The following is a 16701-nucleotide window of genomic DNA, read 5'->3' as shown; positions in this document are numbered from 1 at the left end:
GGAAGAGACCCGGGCGCCCCTGGGGCGGAAGGACGACGTCAGTCGCGCGCCTCCGCCAGCAGCTTCTGGATCCGGCTCACGCCCTCGACGAGGTCCTCGTCGCCCAGCGCGTACGACAGCCGCAGGTAGCCCGGCGTGCCGAACGCCTCACCCGGCACCACCGCGACCTCGGCCTCCTCCAGGATGAGCGCGGCCAGCTCGACCGAGCTCTGCGGCCGCTTGCCCCGGATCTCCTTGCCGATCAGCGCCTTCACCGAGGGGTAGGCGTAGAACGCGCCCTCGGGCTCCGGGCAGACCACGCCGTCGATCTCGTCGAGCATCCGGACGATGGTCTTGCGCCGCCGGTCGAACGCCTCCCGCATCGTCGCGACCGCGTCCAGGTCGCCCGAGACGGCGGCCAGTGCGGCCACCTGGGCGACGTTGGACACGTTCGACGTGGCGTGCGACTGGAGGTTGGTCGCGGCCTTCACCACGTCCTTCGGGCCGATGATCCAGCCGACCCGCCAGCCCGTCATCGCGTACGTCTTCGCCACACCGTTGACCACGATGCACTTGTCGCGCAGCTCGGGCAGGAGCGCGGGCAGCGACACGGACACGGCGTCGCCGTAGACCAGGTGCTCGTAGATCTCGTCGGTCAGCACCCACAGGCCGTGCTCGACGGCCCACTTGCCGATCGCCTCGGTCTCGGCCTCGCCGTAGACCGCGCCGGTCGGGTTCGACGGGGAGACGAACAGGACGACCTTCGTCTTCTCGGTGCGGGCCGCCTCCAGCTGCTCCACGCTCACCCGGTAGCCGGTCGTCTCGTCGGCGACCACCTCGACCGGGACACCGCCGGCCAGCCGGATCGACTCCGGGTACGTCGTCCAGTACGGCGCCGGGACGATGACCTCGTCGCCCGGGTCGAGGATCGCGGCGAAGGCCTCGTAGATGGCCTGCTTGCCGCCGTTGGTGACCAGGATCTGCGACGGGTCGACCTCGTAGCCGGAGTCGCGCAGCGTCTTGGCGGCGATCGCGGCCTTCAGCTCCGGCAGACCGCCGGCCGGCGTGTACCGGTGGTACTTCGGGTTCTTGCAGGCCTCGATCGCGGCCTCGACGATGTAGTCCGGCGTCGGGAAGTCGGGCTCACCGGCGCCGAAGCCGATCACCGGTCGCCCGGCGGCCTTGAGGGCCTTGGCCTTGGCGTCCACGGCGAGGGTGGCGGACTCGGAGATCGCGCCGACTCGGGCGGAGACCCGGCGCTCGGTGGGAGGGGTTGCAGCGCTCATGGAGCCCATCGTTCCAGACCGGAAACCCACGCGGCACGGGGGTTTCACGTACTGAACAACACCGGGCAAACCCCTGAACACCAGTCCGGATCGACGCCGCCGGTCCGCCGCGGGCGGGACGATCTCCAGCCGGAGCGGTGACCGCCGGATACTTTCTGTTCGACGCCCGGCCCAGGAACACGTACACTCTCACCTCGTTGGCCTTCAGCGGCCCGCACTCAGCCGGTGCACACCAAGCATCCGGTCGGATGCGGTACGTTGGGGGACACACAAAGGGTCGTAGCTCAATTGGTAGAGCACTGGTCTCCAAAACCAGCGGTTGGGGGTTCAAGTCCCTCCGGCCCTGCTACACACACCTTCGCCAGGATGTGTGCGCATGTACGTACAGCAATGCACCGCCGTGCGGGCTCTGACCGGGCGCGGCACGGCCACGACCCGGAATCAGGTGAGGACGAGTGACGGACGCCGTGGGCTCCATCGACATGCCTGATGCCCAGGACGAGGCGCCGGACTCCAAGAAGACCCGCAAGGGCGGCAAGCGGGCCAAGAAGGGTCCGCTGAAGCGTCTCGCGCTCTTCTACCGCCAGATCATCGCGGAGCTCCGCAAGGTCGTCTGGCCGACCCGCAACCAGCTGACGTCGTACACGACCGCCGTGATCGTCTTCGTCGTCGTGATGATCGGTCTGGTCACCCTGATCGACTATGGTCTCAGCCACGCCGCCAAGTACGTCTTCGGCTGAGCCGAGAGCGAAGAGCGCCGAGGTATCCGGCGCTCCTTTTCGCATGTTCCACCCCTTGTATCCAGGAAGAAGCAGCCACCGTGTCTGACCCGAACGTGAACGACGCCGTTGAGCCTTACGGCGAAGGGGCCGAGTCCGCCGAGGACGCGCTCGCCGCCGTCGAGGGCGCGGACGTCGAGGACACCGAGGCCTTCGACGAGGCCGAGGCTGCCGACACCACCGCGGACGAGAGCGCCGAGGCGGACGAGACCACCGAGGCCGAGGAAGCGGCCGAGGAGGCCGAAGAGCCCGAGGACGACCGCGACCCCGTCGAGAAGCTCCGCGACGAACTGCGGACGCTGCCCGGCGAGTGGTACGTCATCCACACGTACGCGGGTTACGAGAACCGGGTGAAGACCAACCTGGAGCAGCGCGCCGTCTCGCTGAACGTCGAGGACTACATCTTCCAGGCCGAGGTGCCGCAGGAAGAGGTCGTCCAGATCAAGAACGGCGACCGCAAGACGATCAAGCAGAACAAGCTCCCGGGCTACGTCCTGGTCCGTATGGACCTGACGAACGAGTCCTGGGGCGTCGTCCGCAACACCCCCGGTGTCACCGGTTTCGTGGGCAACGCCTACGACCCGTACCCGCTGACGCTGGACGAGATCGTCAAGATGCTCGCCCCGGAGGCCGAGGAGAAGGCCGCCCGCGAGGCCGCCGAGGCCGAGGGCAAGCCGGCCCCGCAGCGCAAGGTCGAGGTCCAGGTGCTGGACTTCGAGGTCGGCGACTCGGTCACCGTCACCGACGGCCCGTTCGCCACGCTGCAGGCGACCATCAACGAGATCAACCCCGACTCCAAGAAGGTCAAGGGCCTGGTGGAGATCTTCGGCCGGGAGACGCCGGTCGAGCTCTCCTTCGACCAGATCCAGAAGAACTAGTCCAGGACAGTCCTTCTGGCACACAGCTTCCGAACAGGTCAGGCGGGCGTGCGAGCGTCCGCCTGACCTGCTCGGTTTTCAGCCGCGCATCTATACCCGTTATCGTTGTGCGGTATGCCTGCGTCCGGGTTGTCCCATGACGCGGGCAGGACCCGAACCGAAAGGACCCGGAGAGTCATGCCTCCCAAGAAGAAGAAGGTCACGGGGCTCATCAAGCTCCAGATCCAGGCCGGTGCCGCGAACCCGGCCCCGCCGGTCGGCCCCGCGCTGGGTCAGCACGGCGTGAACATCATGGAGTTCTGCAAGGCCTACAACGCCGCGACCGAGTCGCAGCGCGGCTGGGTCATCCCGGTGGAGATCACGGTCTACGAGGACCGTTCCTTCACCTTCGTCACCAAGACCCCGCCGGCAGCCAAGATGATCCTCAAGGCCGCGGGTGTGGAGAAGGGCTCCGGCGAGCCGCACAAGACCAAGGTCGCGAAGATCACCGCCGACCAGGTCCGTGAGATCGCCACGACCAAGATGCCCGACCTCAACGCCAACGACCTGGACGCCGCGTCGAAGATCATCGCCGGCACCGCCCGTTCCATGGGCATCACGGTCGAGGGCTGACCTCCACCCCCGTAAGCCAAGCAGTAGTGGAAGGGCCTGCTCGGCCCGGACCACGACTCCTCGACAATTCACAGGAGCTTTCAGTGAGCAAGCGCAGCAAGTCTCTCCGCGCTGCGGACGCCAAGATCGACCGGGAGAAGCTGTACGCCCCGCTCGAGGCCGTCCGTCTCGCCAAGGAGACGTCCACGACCAAGTTCGACGGCACCGTCGAGGTCGCCTTCCGTCTGGGTGTCGACCCGCGCAAGGCCGACCAGATGGTCCGTGGCACCGTGAACCTCCCGCACGGCACCGGTAAGACCGCCCGGGTCCTGGTCTTCGCGACCGGTGACCGTGCCGAGGCCGCGCGTGCCGCGGGCGCCGACATCGTCGGCGCCGACGAGCTGATCGACGAGGTGTCGAAGGGCCGTCTGGACTTCGACGCCGTCGTCGCCACCCCGGACCTCATGGGCAAGGTCGGCCGCCTCGGCCGCGTGCTCGGTCCCCGTGGCCTGATGCCGAACCCGAAGACCGGCACCGTGACCCCGGACGTCACCAAGGCCGTCAACGACATCAAGGGCGGCAAGATCGAGTTCCGCGTCGACAAGCACTCGAACCTGCACTTCATCATCGGCAAGACGTCGTTCGACGACACCAAGCTGGTGGAGAACTACGCCGCGGCGCTGGAGGAGATCCTCCGTCTGAAGCCGTCCGCCGCCAAGGGTCGCTACATCAAGAAGGCCGCCATCACCACCACGATGGGCCCCGGCATTCCGCTCGACTCCAACCGCACCCGCAACCTCCTCGTCGAGGAGGACCCGGCCGCCGTCTGAGCCGGGCGGGCCGGGTGACCGGCCCGTGCACACCGCGGAAAACCCGTCCCCGCGTCTCGTCCGAGGCGCGGGGACGGGTTTTTTCGTACGACAGTGTCAGTGGCGTGGGCTACCTTTTTTCTGACTTCACAGGTGTGACACAGCGAAACAACCAGGGGTGGGATTCATGGGCATGGCCGCATGGAAGCGCGCGGGTGTCTGTCTGACGGCCGCGGCCGTCGTCGTGGGCGTCGCGGGCTGTCAGGACGGTGACGGGGGCGGGACGAAGAAGAAGGCCGCCGACTCGGCGAAGACCGAGGTCCAGACGCAGAACGAGATGACGGAGGTCCTCCAGGCGGCCTTCAGGAACACCTCGGAGGCCAAGTCCTCCAAGGTCCGGATGACCATGGAGATGCCGGCCGGTCTGGACGGCGGCGGCACCATGGAGATGTCCGGTGTGCAGGGCTGGGACCCGGCCGTCATGGACGTCACCATGAAGGGCTCCGCGCTCACGGCGGACGACCCGGAGGCCCCCGAGCAGGTCCGCATGATCATGCTGGACCAGGCCATGTACATGGACATGGGCACGGAGCAGGCTGCCGAGATGGACGGCAAGCGCTGGATGAAGATGGACTTCGGTGCCATCGCCGAGGCGTCCGGCGATCCGGAGATCCAGAAGCAGATGACCGGCGGCATGGAGAACATGAACCAGGACCCGGCGCAGCAGCTCGCCCTGCTGCTCGGGTCGGAGAACCTGAAGCACGTGGGTCCTGAGAAGGTCGACGGAGTCCAGACGCAGCACTACAAGGGCACGCTGACCATCGAGGAGATGCTCGACGCCAACAAGGCGCTCGACGGCGTGTTCACCGCGCAGGAGCGCGAGCAGCTCGTCGCCAACATGAAGAAGACGGGCCTGAAGGGGTACGACACCGAGGTCTGGGTCAACGAGGACAACTACCCGGCCAAGATGGTCGTCGGCATGCAGATGGACGCCGGCGCGATGAAGATGACGGCGCACTACTCCGACTACGGCGCCGCCGCCGACGTCGAGGCGCCGCCGGCGAAGGACACCTTCGACTTCATGGAGATGATGAAGGAGCTGGAGGGCCTGGAGGCGGACCCCGAGGCCGGCCTCGACGCCTGATGCCCCCGATCGGCCGATTTGCTTGACGCCGATCCGTTCGCGTACTCTTCCACAGAAGCCAAAGACCGCTGGTCGTTGCCGTGCGCTCGTCAGAGTTCACGGTGGCCGAAGGATCCGCTGAACTGCGGACGACCCGCGCAGGTGTCAGTGGAAGAGTTCCCGGAGCTCGCTGCCGCGAGGACGCGAGTGACCGGTCGAGCTACGCCCCGTGCGCCTGCGCCGGGGCGTTTCGTTTTCCCCAGTCCTCCTTCGGGTCCGCGCGGTCCGAATCACCCGGAAGGAGGCCGAGGCTCTATGGCGAGGCCCGACAAGGCTGCCGCGGTTGCCGAGCTGACGGACAAGTTCCGCAGCTCCAACGCCGCCGTGCTGACCGAGTACCGCGGTCTCACCGTGGCGCAGCTCAAGACGCTGCGTCGTTCGCTCGGTGAGAACGCCCAGTACGCCGTGGTGAAGAACACGCTGACCAAGATTGCGGCCAACGAGGCTGGGATCACGCTCGACGACCAGCTCTTCGCTGGCCCGACGGCAGTCGCCTTCGTCACCGGTGACCCGGTGGAGTCGGCGAAGGGTCTTCGTGACTTCGCCAAGGACAACCCGAATCTCGTCATCAAGGGCGGTGTCCTTGACGGCAAGGCGCTGTCCGCCGACGAGATCAAGAAGCTTGCGGACCTCGAGTCCCGCGAGGTTCTGCTCGCCAAGCTGGCGGGCGCTTTCAAGGGCAAGCAGACGCAGACTGCTCAGCTCTTCCAGGCGCTCCCCTCGAAGCTCGTCCGCACCGTGGACGCGCTCCGTGCCAAGCAGGACGAGCAGGGCGGTGCCGAGTAATTCGGCTCGCTTTCCGATCCTCGCCGCACGCACCGCGTGAGGTGAGGGTCGACGCGGGCCCGACGTACGCCCGCCTCACCCCGTACATCCGGCACCTGCCGAATTAGTGGAAGGACCGCCATCATGGCGAAGCTCAGCCAGGAAGACCTGCTCGCGCAGTTCGAGGAGATGACCCTCATCGAGCTCTCCGAGTTCGTGAAGGCCTTCGAGGAGAAGTTCGACGTCACCGCCGCCGCGGCCGTCGCCGTCGCCGCGGGCCCGGCCCAGGGTGGCCCGGCCGCCCCGGCCGAGGAGGAGAAGGACGAGTTCGACGTCATCCTCACCGGTGCCGGCGACAAGAAGATCCAGGTCATCAAGGTCGTGCGTGAGCTGACCTCCCTGGGTCTGAAGGAGGCCAAGGACCTCGTGGACGGCGCCCCGAAGCCCGTCCTCGAGAAGGTCGCCAAGGACGCCGCCGAGAAGGCCGCCGAGTCCCTCAAGGGCGCCGGCGCCTCCGTCGAGGTCAAGTAACACCTCCGGGGTCCCCACGGGTCCCCTGCGCGTCCCCAGGGACGTGTAACGCTCAAGCGCTGAGGAGCGATCATCCATCCGGGTGGTCGCTCCTCGGCGTATGAGGGGTCCGGCGGCGGCTGCCTTGCACCTGTGACGGCGGGGAGTAAGGTGATCTTCGTTGTGCCTCCGGGGACCTCGAAGATCTGCCTGGTGGCGGGCGGTTCCGGCAAGGGGGCCTTGACGAACCGCACGCAGCGCGCAATTCTCAGGACGCGTCGCCACAAGGATCCGGATCCGAGGCATGGATCGGCGGCAAAGAGGGCAGTATGAACGTGCGTTGAGGGCAGCGCCTTGTCGCAGGAGTTGAGAAGAACGAGGGCCTCCACCGGTTCCGTAAACCGGCATTGGACATCAGTGTGCCAAATGGCTACACTGACCCTTTGCGCTGCCTGTTAGCTGTCCCCTGCCCGTCACCAGGGGCATGCCCTCGCTCGAGCACCGACGACTAGATCATCTCTGACCTGGGATGTCTGTCTCTCTGCCCAGTGGGGGGCCGGTACGCGCGTAGTGAGTCCGAGCCCTCGGAAGGACCCCCTCTTGGCCGCCTCGCGCAACGCCTCGACCGCGAATACGAACAACGGTGCCAGCACCGCCCCGCTGCGCATCTCCTTTGCAAAGATCAAGGAGCCTCTCGAGGTTCCGAACCTGCTCGCGCTGCAGACCGAAAGCTTCGACTGGCTGCTCGGGAACACCGCTTGGCAGAGTCGGGTCGAGGAGGCTCTCGAGAGCGGGCACGACGTCCCCACCAAGTCCGGTCTGGAGGAGATCTTCGAAGAGATCTCCCCGATCGAGGACTTCTCCGGGTCGATGTCGCTGACCTTCCGCGACCACCGCTTCGAGCCGCCGAAGAACTCCATCGACGAGTGCAAGGAGCGCGACTTCACGTACGCGGCCCCGCTCTTCGTCACCGCCGAGTTCACCAACAACGAGACCGGCGAGATCAAGTCCCAGACCGTCTTCATGGGCGACTTCCCGCTCATGACGAACAAGGGCACCTTCGTCATCAACGGCACCGAGCGTGTCGTGGTGTCGCAGCTCGTCCGTTCGCCGGGTGTCTACTTCGACTCCTCCATCGACAAGACGTCCGACAAGGACATCTTCTCCGCCAAGATCATCCCGTCCCGGGGTGCCTGGCTGGAGATGGAGATCGACAAGCGCGACATGGTCGGTGTCCGCATCGACCGCAAGCGCAAGCAGTCCGTCACCGTCCTCCTGAAGGCGCTCGGCTGGACCACCGAGCAGATCCTCGAGGAGTTCGGCGAGTACGAGTCCATGCGCGCCACCCTGGAGAAGGACCACACCCAGGGCCAGGACGACGCGCTGCTCGACATCTACCGCAAGCTGCGTCCGGGCGAGCCCCCCACGCGTGAGGCCGCGCAGACGCTGCTCGAGAACCTCTACTTCAACCCCAAGCGCTACGACCTCGCCAAGGTCGGCCGCTACAAGGTGAACAAGAAGCTCGGCGGGGACGAGCCGCTGGACGCCGGCGTGCTCACCACCGACGACATCATCGCCACCATCAAGTACCTGGTGAAGCTGCACGCCGGTGAGACCGAGACGGTCGGCGAGTCCGGTCGCTCGATCATGGTCGAGACCGACGACATCGACCACTTCGGCAACCGCCGTATCCGCAACGTCGGCGAGCTGATCCAGAACCAGGTCCGTACGGGTCTCGCCCGTATGGAGCGCGTCGTGCGCGAGCGCATGACCACCCAGGACGTCGAGGCGATCACGCCGCAGACCCTGATCAACATCCGGCCGGTCGTCGCCTCCATCAAGGAGTTCTTCGGCACCAGCCAGCTGTCGCAGTTCATGGACCAGAACAACCCGCTGTCGGGGCTGACGCACAAGCGTCGTCTGAACGCCCTCGGCCCGGGTGGTCTCTCCCGTGAGCGGGCCGGCTTCGAGGTCCGTGACGTGCACCCGTCGCACTACGGCCGCATGTGCCCGATCGAGACGCCCGAAGGCCCGAACATCGGTCTGATCGGTTCGCTCGCCTCGTACGGCCGGATCAACCCGTTCGGCTTCATCGAGACGCCGTACCGCAAGGTCGTCGAGGGCCAGGTCACCGACGAGGTCGACTACCTGACCGCCGACGAGGAGGACCGCTTCGTCATCGCGCAGGCCAACGCCCCGCTCAACGACGACATGCGGTTCGTGGAGAACCGGATCCTGGTCCGCCGCCGTGGCGGCGAGGTCGACTACGTCCCCGGTGACGACGTCGACTACATGGACGTCTCGCCGCGCCAGATGGTGTCGGTCGCGACCGCCATGATCCCGTTCCTCGAGCACGACGACGCCAACCGCGCCCTCATGGGCGCGAACATGATGCGCCAGGCCGTGCCGCTGATCAAAAGCGAGTCCCCGCTCGTCGGCACCGGCATGGAGTACCGCTCCGCCGTCGACGCCGGCGACGTGGTCAAGGCCGAGAAGGACGGTGTGGTCCAGGAGGTCTCCGCGGACTACATCACCACCGCCAACGACGACGGCACGTACATCACGTACCGCCTGGCCAAGTTCTCCCGGTCCAACCAGGGCACCTCGGTCAACCAGAAGGTCATCGTCAACGAGGGCGACCGGATCATCACCGGCCAGGTCCTCGCCGACGGCCCGGCCACCGAGAACGGCGAGATGGCGCTCGGCAAGAACCTGCTGGTCGCGTTCATGCCGTGGGAGGGTCACAACTACGAGGACGCGATCATCCTGTCGCAGCGCCTCGTGCAGGACGACGTCCTCTCCTCGATCCACATCGAGGAGCACGAGGTCGACGCCCGTGACACCAAGCTCGGCCCCGAGGAGATCACCCGGGACATCCCGAACGTCTCCGAGGAGGTCCTCGCCGACCTCGACGAGCGCGGCATCATCCGCATCGGCGCCGAGGTCATCGCCGGTGACATCCTCGTCGGCAAGGTCACGCCCAAGGGTGAGACCGAGCTGACCCCCGAGGAGCGCCTGCTCCGCGCGATCTTCGGTGAGAAGGCCCGTGAGGTCCGTGACACCTCGCTGAAGGTGCCGCACGGCGAGACCGGCAAGGTCATCGGCGTGCGCGTCTTCGACCGCGAGGAGGGCGACGAGCTTCCCCCCGGTGTCAACCAGCTGGTGCGCGTCTACGTCGCGCAGAAGCGCAAGATCACCGACGGTGACAAGCTCGCCGGCCGTCACGGCAACAAGGGTGTCATCTCCAAGATCAACCCGATCGAGGACATGCCGTTCCTGGAGGACGGCACCCCGGTCGACATCATCCTCAACCCGCTGGGTGTCCCGTCCCGAATGAACCCGGGACAGGTCCTGGAGATCCACCTCGGCTGGCTCGCCAGCCGCGGCTGGGACGTCTCCGGCCTCGCGGAGGAGTGGGCCGAGCGGCTCCAGGCCATCGGCGCCGACAAGGTCGAGCCCGGCACCAACGTCGCCACCCCGGTCTTCGACGGTGCGCGTGAGGACGAGCTCGCGGGTCTGCTCCAGCACACCATCCCGAACCGCGACGGCGAGCGCATGGTGCTCCCGTCCGGCAAGGCACGGCTGTACGACGGCCGCTCGGGCGAGCCGTTCCCGGAGCCGATCTCGGTCGGCTACATGTACATCCTGAAGCTGCACCACCTGGTCGACGACAAGCTGCACGCGCGTTCGACCGGTCCGTACTCCATGATCACCCAGCAGCCGCTGGGCGGTAAGGCTCAGTTCGGTGGCCAGCGGTTCGGCGAGATGGAGGTGTGGGCACTCGAGGCGTACGGCGCCGCCTACGCGCTCCAGGAGCTGCTGACCATCAAGTCCGACGACGTGACCGGCCGCGTGAAGGTCTACGAGGCCATCGTCAAGGGCGAGAACATCCCCGAGCCCGGCATCCCCGAGTCCTTCAAGGTGCTCATCAAGGAGATGCAGTCCCTGTGCCTGAACGTGGAGGTGCTGTCCAGCGACGGTATGTCCATCGAGATGCGTGACACCGACGAGGACGTCTTCCGCGCTGCGGAGGAGCTCGGCATCGACCTGTCCCGGCGCGAGCCGAGCAGCGTCGAAGAGGTCTGACGGGAGTGGGGCGGCCTTCCCCGTGAAGGCCGCCCGCCCCAGGACCCCCGTTTCAGACCCCAAGACTTACAACCCTGAGAGGGATTGACGCATAGTGCTCGACGTCAACTTCTTCGACGAGCTCCGGATCGGCCTGGCCACCGCTGACGACATCCGTCAGTGGAGCCACGGCGAGGTCAAGAAGCCCGAGACCATCAACTACCGCACCCTCAAGCCCGAGAAGGACGGACTCTTCTGCGAGAAGATCTTCGGTCCGACCCGGGACTGGGAGTGCTACTGCGGCAAGTACAAGCGCGTCCGCTTCAAGGGCATCATCTGTGAGCGCTGTGGCGTCGAGGTCACGCGCGCCAAGGTGCGCCGCGAGCGGATGGGCCACATCGAACTGGCCGCGCCCGTCACGCACATCTGGTACTTCAAGGGCGTCCCGTCGCGTCTGGGCTACCTGCTCGACCTCGCCCCGAAGGACCTGGAGAAGGTCATCTACTTCGCGGCGTACATGATCACGTACGTCGACGAGGAGCGCCGCACCCGCGACCTGCCCTCGCTGGAGGCCCACGTCTCCGTCGAGCGCCAGCAGATCGAGAACCGCCGCGACGCCGACCTCGAGGCCCGTGCCAAGAAGCTCGAGACCGACCTGGCCGAGCTGGAGGCCGAGGGCGCCAAGGCCGACGTGCGCCGCAAGGTGCGCGAGGGTGCCGAGCGCGAGATGAAGCAGCTGCGCGACCGCGCGCAGCGCGAGATCGACCGTCTCGACGAGGTGTGGACCCGGTTCAAGAACCTCAAGGTCCAGGACCTCGAGGGCGACGAGCTGCTCTACCGCGAGCTGCGCGACCGCTTCGGCACGTACTTCGACGGCTCGATGGGTGCCGCGGCGCTGCAGAAGCGCCTGGAGTCCTTCGACCTCGAGGAGGAGGCCGAGCGCCTCCGCGAGATCATCCGCACCGGCAAGGGCCAGAAGAAGACCCGTGCGCTCAAGCGGCTGAAGGTCGTCTCCGCGTTCCTGCAGACGTCCAACAGCCCCAAGGGCATGGTGCTCGACTGCGTGCCGGTCATCCCGCCGGACCTGCGTCCGATGGTGCAGCTGGACGGTGGCCGCTTCGCGACCTCCGACCTCAACGACCTGTACCGCCGCGTCATCAACCGCAACAACCGCCTGAAGCGGCTTCTCGACCTCGGCGCGCCCGAGATCATCGTGAACAACGAGAAGCGCATGCTCCAGGAGGCCGTCGACGCGCTCTTCGACAACGGCCGCCGCGGCCGCCCGGTGACGGGCCCCGGCAACCGTCCGCTGAAGTCGCTGTCCGACATGCTCAAGGGCAAGCAGGGCCGCTTCCGTCAGAACCTGCTCGGCAAGCGGGTCGACTACTCGGCGCGTTCCGTCATCGTCGTCGGCCCGCAGCTCAAGCTGCACCAGTGCGGTCTGCCGAAGGCCATGGCGCTGGAGCTCTTCAAGCCGTTCGTGATGAAGCGCCTGGTCGACCTGAACCACGCGCAGAACATCAAGTCGGCCAAGCGCATGGTCGAGCGCGGCCGCACGGTCGTGTACGACGTGCTCGAAGAGGTCATCGCGGAGCACCCGGTCCTGCTGAACCGCGCTCCCACCCTGCACCGCCTCGGCATCCAGGCCTTCGAGCCGCAGCTGGTCGAGGGCAAGGCCATCCAGATCCACCCGCTCGTCTGCACCGCGTTCAACGCGGACTTCGACGGTGACCAGATGGCCGTGCACCTGCCGCTGTCCGCGGAGGCGCAGGCCGAGGCCCGCATCCTGATGCTGTCCTCGAACAACATCCTCAAGCCGGCCGACGGCCGTCCGGTGACGATGCCGACCCAGGACATGGTCCTCGGTCTGTTCTTCCTCACCACCGACGGCGAGATGCGCGACCTCAAGGGCGAGGGCCGTTCCTTCGCCTCGGTCGCGGAGGCGATCATGGCCTTCGACGCGGGCGAGCTGTCGCTCCAGTCGAGGATCGACATCCGCTTCCCGGTCGGCACCATCCCGCCGCGTGGCTGGACCCCGCCGGCGCGCGAGGAGGGTGAGCCCGAGTGGCAGCAGGGTGACAGCTTCCGGCTGAACACCACCCTGGGCCGCGCGCTCTTCAACGAGCTGCTGCCCGAGGACTACCCGTTCGTCGACTACGAGGTCGGCAAGAAGCAGCTCTCCGAGATCGTCAACGACCTCGCCGAGCGCTACCCGAAGGTCATCGTGGCGGCGACGCTCGACAACCTGAAGGCGTCCGGCTTCTTCTGGGCCACCCGCTCCGGCGTCACCGTCGCCATCTCCGACGTCGTCGTCCCCGAGGCGAAGAAGGAGATCGTCAAGGGCTACGAGGCGCAGGACGAGAAGGTCCAGAAGCAGTACGAGCGCGGTCTGATCACCAAGGACGAGCGCACGCAGGAGCTCATCAACATCTGGACCAAGGCGACCAACGAGGTCGCCGAGGCGATGAACGACAACTTCCCGAAGACCAACCCGATCTTCATGATGGTGAACTCGGGCGCACGAGGCAACATGATGCAGATGCGTCAGATCGCCGGTATGCGTGGTCTGGTGTCGAACGCGAAGAACGAGACGATCCCGCGTCCGATCAAGGCGTCGTTCCGTGAGGGCCTGTCCGTGCTGGAGTACTTCATCTCCACGCACGGTGCCCGTAAGGGTCTGGCGGACACCGCTCTGCGTACCGCCGACTCGGGTTACCTCACCCGTCGTCTGGTCGACGTCTCCCAGGACGTCATCATCCGCGAGGAGGACTGCGGCACCGACCGCGGTCTGCGTCTCAAGATCGCGAGCCGGGACGAGACGGGCGTGCTCCGCAAGGAGGGCGACGTCGAGACCTCCGTGTACGCGCGCTGCCTCGCCGAGGACATCGTGGTCGACGGACAGGTGCTGGCCCCGGCCGGCACCGACCTGGGCGACGTCCTCATCGAGGAGCTCGTCTCCCGCGGCGTCGAGGAGGTCAAGACCCGTTCGGTCCTGACCTGCGAGTCCGCCGTCGGCACCTGCGCGATGTGCTACGGCCGTTCGCTGGCCACCGGCAAGCTGGTCGACATCGGTGAGGCGGTCGGCATCATCGCCGCCCAGTCCATCGGTGAGCCCGGTACCCAGCTCACGATGCGTACCTTCCACACCGGTGGTGTGGCCGGTGACGACATCACCCAGGGTCTGCCCCGTGTCGTCGAGCTCTTCGAGGCCCGTACGCCGAAGGGTGTCGCCCCGATCTCCGAGGCCTCCGGCCGCGTGCGGATCGAGGAGACCGAGAAGACCAAGAAGATCGTCGTCACCCCGGACGACGGCAGCGACGAGACGGCGTTCCCGATCTCGAAGCGCGCCAAGGTCCTGGTCGGCGAGGGCGACCACGTCGAGGTGGGCCAGCAGCTCACCGTGGGTGCCACCAACCCGCACGACGTGCTGCGCATCCTGGGTCAGCGTGCCGTCCAGGTCCACCTGGTCGGCGAGGTCCAGAAGGTCTACAACTCGCAGGGTGTGTCGATCCACGACAAGCACATCGAGATCATCATCCGGCAGATGCTCCGCCGTGTGACGATCATCGAGTCGGGCGACGCGGAGCTGCTGCCCGGCGAGCTGGTCGAGCGCTCGAAGTTCGAGACCGAGAACCGTCGTGTGGTCCAGGAGGGCGGTCACCCGGCCTCCGGTCGTCCGCAGCTGATGGGTATCACCAAGGCCTCGCTGGCGACGGAGTCCTGGCTGTCGGCCGCCTCCTTCCAGGAGACGACCCGAGTGCTGACGGACGCGGCGATCAACGCCAAGTCCGACAGCCTCATCGGCCTCAAGGAGAACGTCATCATCGGTAAGCTCATCCCGGCCGGTACGGGTCTGTCCCGCTACCGCAACATCCGGGTCGAGCCGACCGAGGAGGCCAAGGCCGCGATGTACTCGGCCGTCGGCTACGACGACATCGACTACTCGCCGTTCGGCACGGGCTCCGGCCAGGCCGTTCCGCTGGAGGACTACGACTACGGTCCGTACAACCAGTAAGGCGTACGTCTGAAGCGCTGAGGGGCGGTCACTCCGTACGGGGTGGCCGCCCCTCGGCGTCGTGTGCCGAAGCCGTGCCGGAACGGCCGCCCGGGCGCATCATGGAGGGACCCGGTATGACGGGGGAGGTGGCGCCCGGTGTCGTATTCGCCGTATCCGCAGGGGCAGCCCTGGCAGCAGGGGCACGGTGTGCCGCAGCCGTGGGCCGGGCAGCCGTGGGCCGGCCGGGCCGCTCCGCCGATGCTCGCCTCGCACGCCGACCGGGAGCGGGCCGTGGACGTCCTCAGGGCCGGGTACGGGGAGGGACGGCTGGAGAAGCCCGAGTTCGACCGGAGGGTCGCGCGGGCGTACGCCGCCCGTACGGTGGGGGAGCTGGCGCTGCTGGTGGCCGACCTGCCGCAGGGGCCCGTACCGCATGCGGTGCCCGCCGTGCCGGCGGTGTTCCGGCCGGTGCCCCGGGCGCGGGTGAACGGCAAGGCGGTCGCCTCCGCCGTCTGCGGCGGGCTCTGCCTGGTCACCTTCGGGCTCACCGGCATCCCGGCGGTGATCCTGGGGCACGCGGCGCGGGCCGAGATCGCGCGCACGGGGGAGGAGGGCGACGGACTGGCGCTGACCGGTCTGGCGCTCGGCTGGCTGGCGAACGGGGCGTGGGTGGTCCTGATGCTGCTGTCGTTCGCGCTCGCGCTGGCCTCCGGTTGACAAGCGAGGACCGGCGTGTTCCGCCTGGCGGCGCGGGTCGGCCCCATTTGTTTTGACCGCAGCGAATGCGATAGGTACGCTCAGACCTTGTGCCTGGGGTGTGCCCTGGCCTTCGTGCGTGCCATCACACCGCACCGGGGGCCGCTGAACGGCCACCGCAATCCACACGTTCTTTCCGCCTCGCGGCGGGAGTTCGCGGGATTCGACACACCCGACCGCGTGGGTCGGTGACGTTCCAGGTTAGCTTCACCATTCGGCACACAGAAACCGGAGAAGTAGTGCCTACGATCCAGCAGCTGGTCCGCAAGGGCCGGCAGGACAAGGTCGAGAAGAACAAGACGCCCGCACTCGAGGGTTCCCCTCAGCGTCGTGGCGTCTGCACGCGTGTGTTCACGACCACCCCGAAGAAGCCGAACTCGGCCCTGCGTAAGGTCGCGCGTGTGCGTCTGACCAGCGGGATCGAGGTCACTGCTTACATTCCGGGTGAGGGACACAACCTGCAGGAGCACTCCATCGTGCTCGTGCGCGGCGGCCGTGTGAAGGACCTGCCGGGTGTTCGCTACAAGATCATCCGCGGTTCCCTCGACACCCAGGGTGTCAAGAACCGCAAGCAGGCTCGCAGCCGTTACGGCGCCAAGAAGGAGAAGTAAGAATGCCTCGTAAGGGCCCCGCCCCGAAGCGCCCGGTCATCATCGACCCGGTCTACGGTTCTCCTCTGGTGACCTCCCTGATCAACAAGGTGCTGCTCAACGGCAAGCGCTCCACCGCCGAGCGCATCGTCTACGGCGCCATGGAGGGTCTGCGTGAGAAGACGGGCAACGACCCGATCATCACGCTGAAGCGCGCGCTGGAGAACATCAAGCCGACCCTCGAGGTCAAGTCCCGCCGTGTCGGTGGTGCGACGTACCAGGTTCCGATCGAGGTCAAGCCCGGTCGTGCCAACACGCTCGCGCTGCGCTGGCTGGTCGGTTACTCCCGCGCCCGTCGCGAGAAGACCATGACCGAGCGTCTGCTCAACGAGCTTCTCGACGCCTCCAACGGCCTGGGTGCCGCTGTGAAGAAGCGCGAGGACACGCACAAGATGGCCGAGTCCAACAAGGCCTTCGCGCACTACCGCTGGTAGTCGCTACCCACATCGAGAC

The 16701-nt window shown here is 67.0% G+C and carries 13 protein-coding genes and 1 tRNA gene; 13 read left to right on the top strand and 1 reads right to left on the bottom strand.

What is annotated here, in order from left to right:
* Positions 1 to 38: 38 nt before the first annotated feature.
* Positions 39 to 1265 carry a pyridoxal phosphate-dependent aminotransferase gene (locus ACF1DX_RS08110; RefSeq protein WP_391790339.1) on the bottom strand — a complete coding sequence of 409 codons (1227 nt, stop codon included), beginning with the start codon at positions 1263 to 1265 and terminating at the stop codon, positions 39 to 41.
* Between the two features lie 273 nt (positions 1266 to 1538).
* On the opposite strand from ACF1DX_RS08110, the gene ACF1DX_RS08105 reads away from it, so the two are divergent.
* From ACF1DX_RS08105 to rpsG, 13 genes are all read left to right on the top strand, one after another.
* Positions 1539 to 1611: transfer RNA gene (locus ACF1DX_RS08105), tRNA-Trp, on the top strand.
* Positions 1612 to 1720: 109 nt separating this feature from the next.
* Positions 1721 to 2005, top strand: a complete 285-nt coding sequence (secE, locus tag ACF1DX_RS08100) for a preprotein translocase subunit SecE (protein WP_030823461.1) — start codon at positions 1721 to 1723, stop codon at positions 2003 to 2005.
* Positions 2006 to 2085: 80 nt separating this feature from the next.
* Positions 2086 to 2922: a transcription termination/antitermination protein NusG gene (nusG, locus tag ACF1DX_RS08095; RefSeq protein ID WP_391790338.1), complete on the top strand. Its 837-nt coding sequence runs from the start codon at positions 2086 to 2088 to the stop codon at positions 2920 to 2922.
* Positions 2923 to 3099: 177 nt separating this feature from the next.
* Positions 3100 to 3534, top strand: a complete 435-nt coding sequence (gene rplK / locus ACF1DX_RS08090; protein WP_073932788.1) for a 50S ribosomal protein L11 — start codon at positions 3100 to 3102, stop codon at positions 3532 to 3534.
* 83 nt (positions 3535 to 3617) lie between these two features.
* Entirely contained in the window at positions 3618 to 4343 is a 726-nt protein-coding gene (gene rplA, locus ACF1DX_RS08085) for a 50S ribosomal protein L1 (protein ID WP_004927356.1), read from the top strand.
* A gap of 166 nt (positions 4344 to 4509) precedes the next feature.
* Positions 4510 to 5466 carry a hypothetical protein gene (locus ACF1DX_RS08080; RefSeq protein WP_391790337.1) on the top strand — a complete coding sequence of 319 codons (957 nt, stop codon included), beginning with the start codon at positions 4510 to 4512 and terminating at the stop codon, positions 5464 to 5466.
* A gap of 294 nt (positions 5467 to 5760) precedes the next feature.
* Positions 5761 to 6291, top strand: a complete 531-nt coding sequence (rplJ, locus tag ACF1DX_RS08075; RefSeq protein WP_030860896.1) for a 50S ribosomal protein L10 — start codon at positions 5761 to 5763, stop codon at positions 6289 to 6291.
* Positions 6292 to 6414: 123 nt separating this feature from the next.
* Entirely contained in the window at positions 6415 to 6801 is a 387-nt protein-coding gene (rplL, locus tag ACF1DX_RS08070) for a 50S ribosomal protein L7/L12 (protein WP_361736851.1), read from the top strand.
* A gap of 579 nt (positions 6802 to 7380) precedes the next feature.
* Positions 7381 to 10866 (top strand): DNA-directed RNA polymerase subunit beta, encoded by a 3486-nt coding sequence (gene rpoB, locus ACF1DX_RS08065; protein WP_391790336.1) that lies wholly within the window; start codon positions 7381 to 7383, stop codon positions 10864 to 10866.
* Between the two features lie 94 nt (positions 10867 to 10960).
* A complete protein-coding gene (locus tag ACF1DX_RS08060) occupies positions 10961 to 14860 on the top strand; it encodes a DNA-directed RNA polymerase subunit beta' (RefSeq protein ID WP_030860901.1) in 3900 nt (1299 codons plus the stop codon).
* Between the two features lie 138 nt (positions 14861 to 14998).
* Positions 14999 to 15559, top strand: coding sequence for a DUF1707 and DUF4190 domain-containing protein (locus ACF1DX_RS08055; protein WP_391790335.1), 561 nt, complete (start codon positions 14999 to 15001; stop codon positions 15557 to 15559).
* A gap of 278 nt (positions 15560 to 15837) precedes the next feature.
* Positions 15838 to 16209 (top strand): 30S ribosomal protein S12, encoded by a 372-nt coding sequence (gene rpsL / locus ACF1DX_RS08050; RefSeq protein WP_003948652.1) that lies wholly within the window; start codon positions 15838 to 15840, stop codon positions 16207 to 16209.
* Positions 16210 to 16211: 2 nt separating this feature from the next.
* Positions 16212 to 16682 carry a 30S ribosomal protein S7 gene (rpsG, locus tag ACF1DX_RS08045; protein WP_003992340.1) on the top strand — a complete coding sequence of 157 codons (471 nt, stop codon included), beginning with the start codon at positions 16212 to 16214 and terminating at the stop codon, positions 16680 to 16682.
* The last annotated feature ends 19 nt before the right edge of the window (positions 16683 to 16701 follow it).

Origin of the sequence: Streptomyces sp. NPDC014676 (assembly GCF_043084105.1) — a bacterium.
Taxonomy (GTDB): Bacteria; Actinomycetota; Actinomycetes; order Streptomycetales; family Streptomycetaceae; genus Streptomyces.
This window is presented reverse-complemented; position numbering and strand designations above follow the sequence as displayed.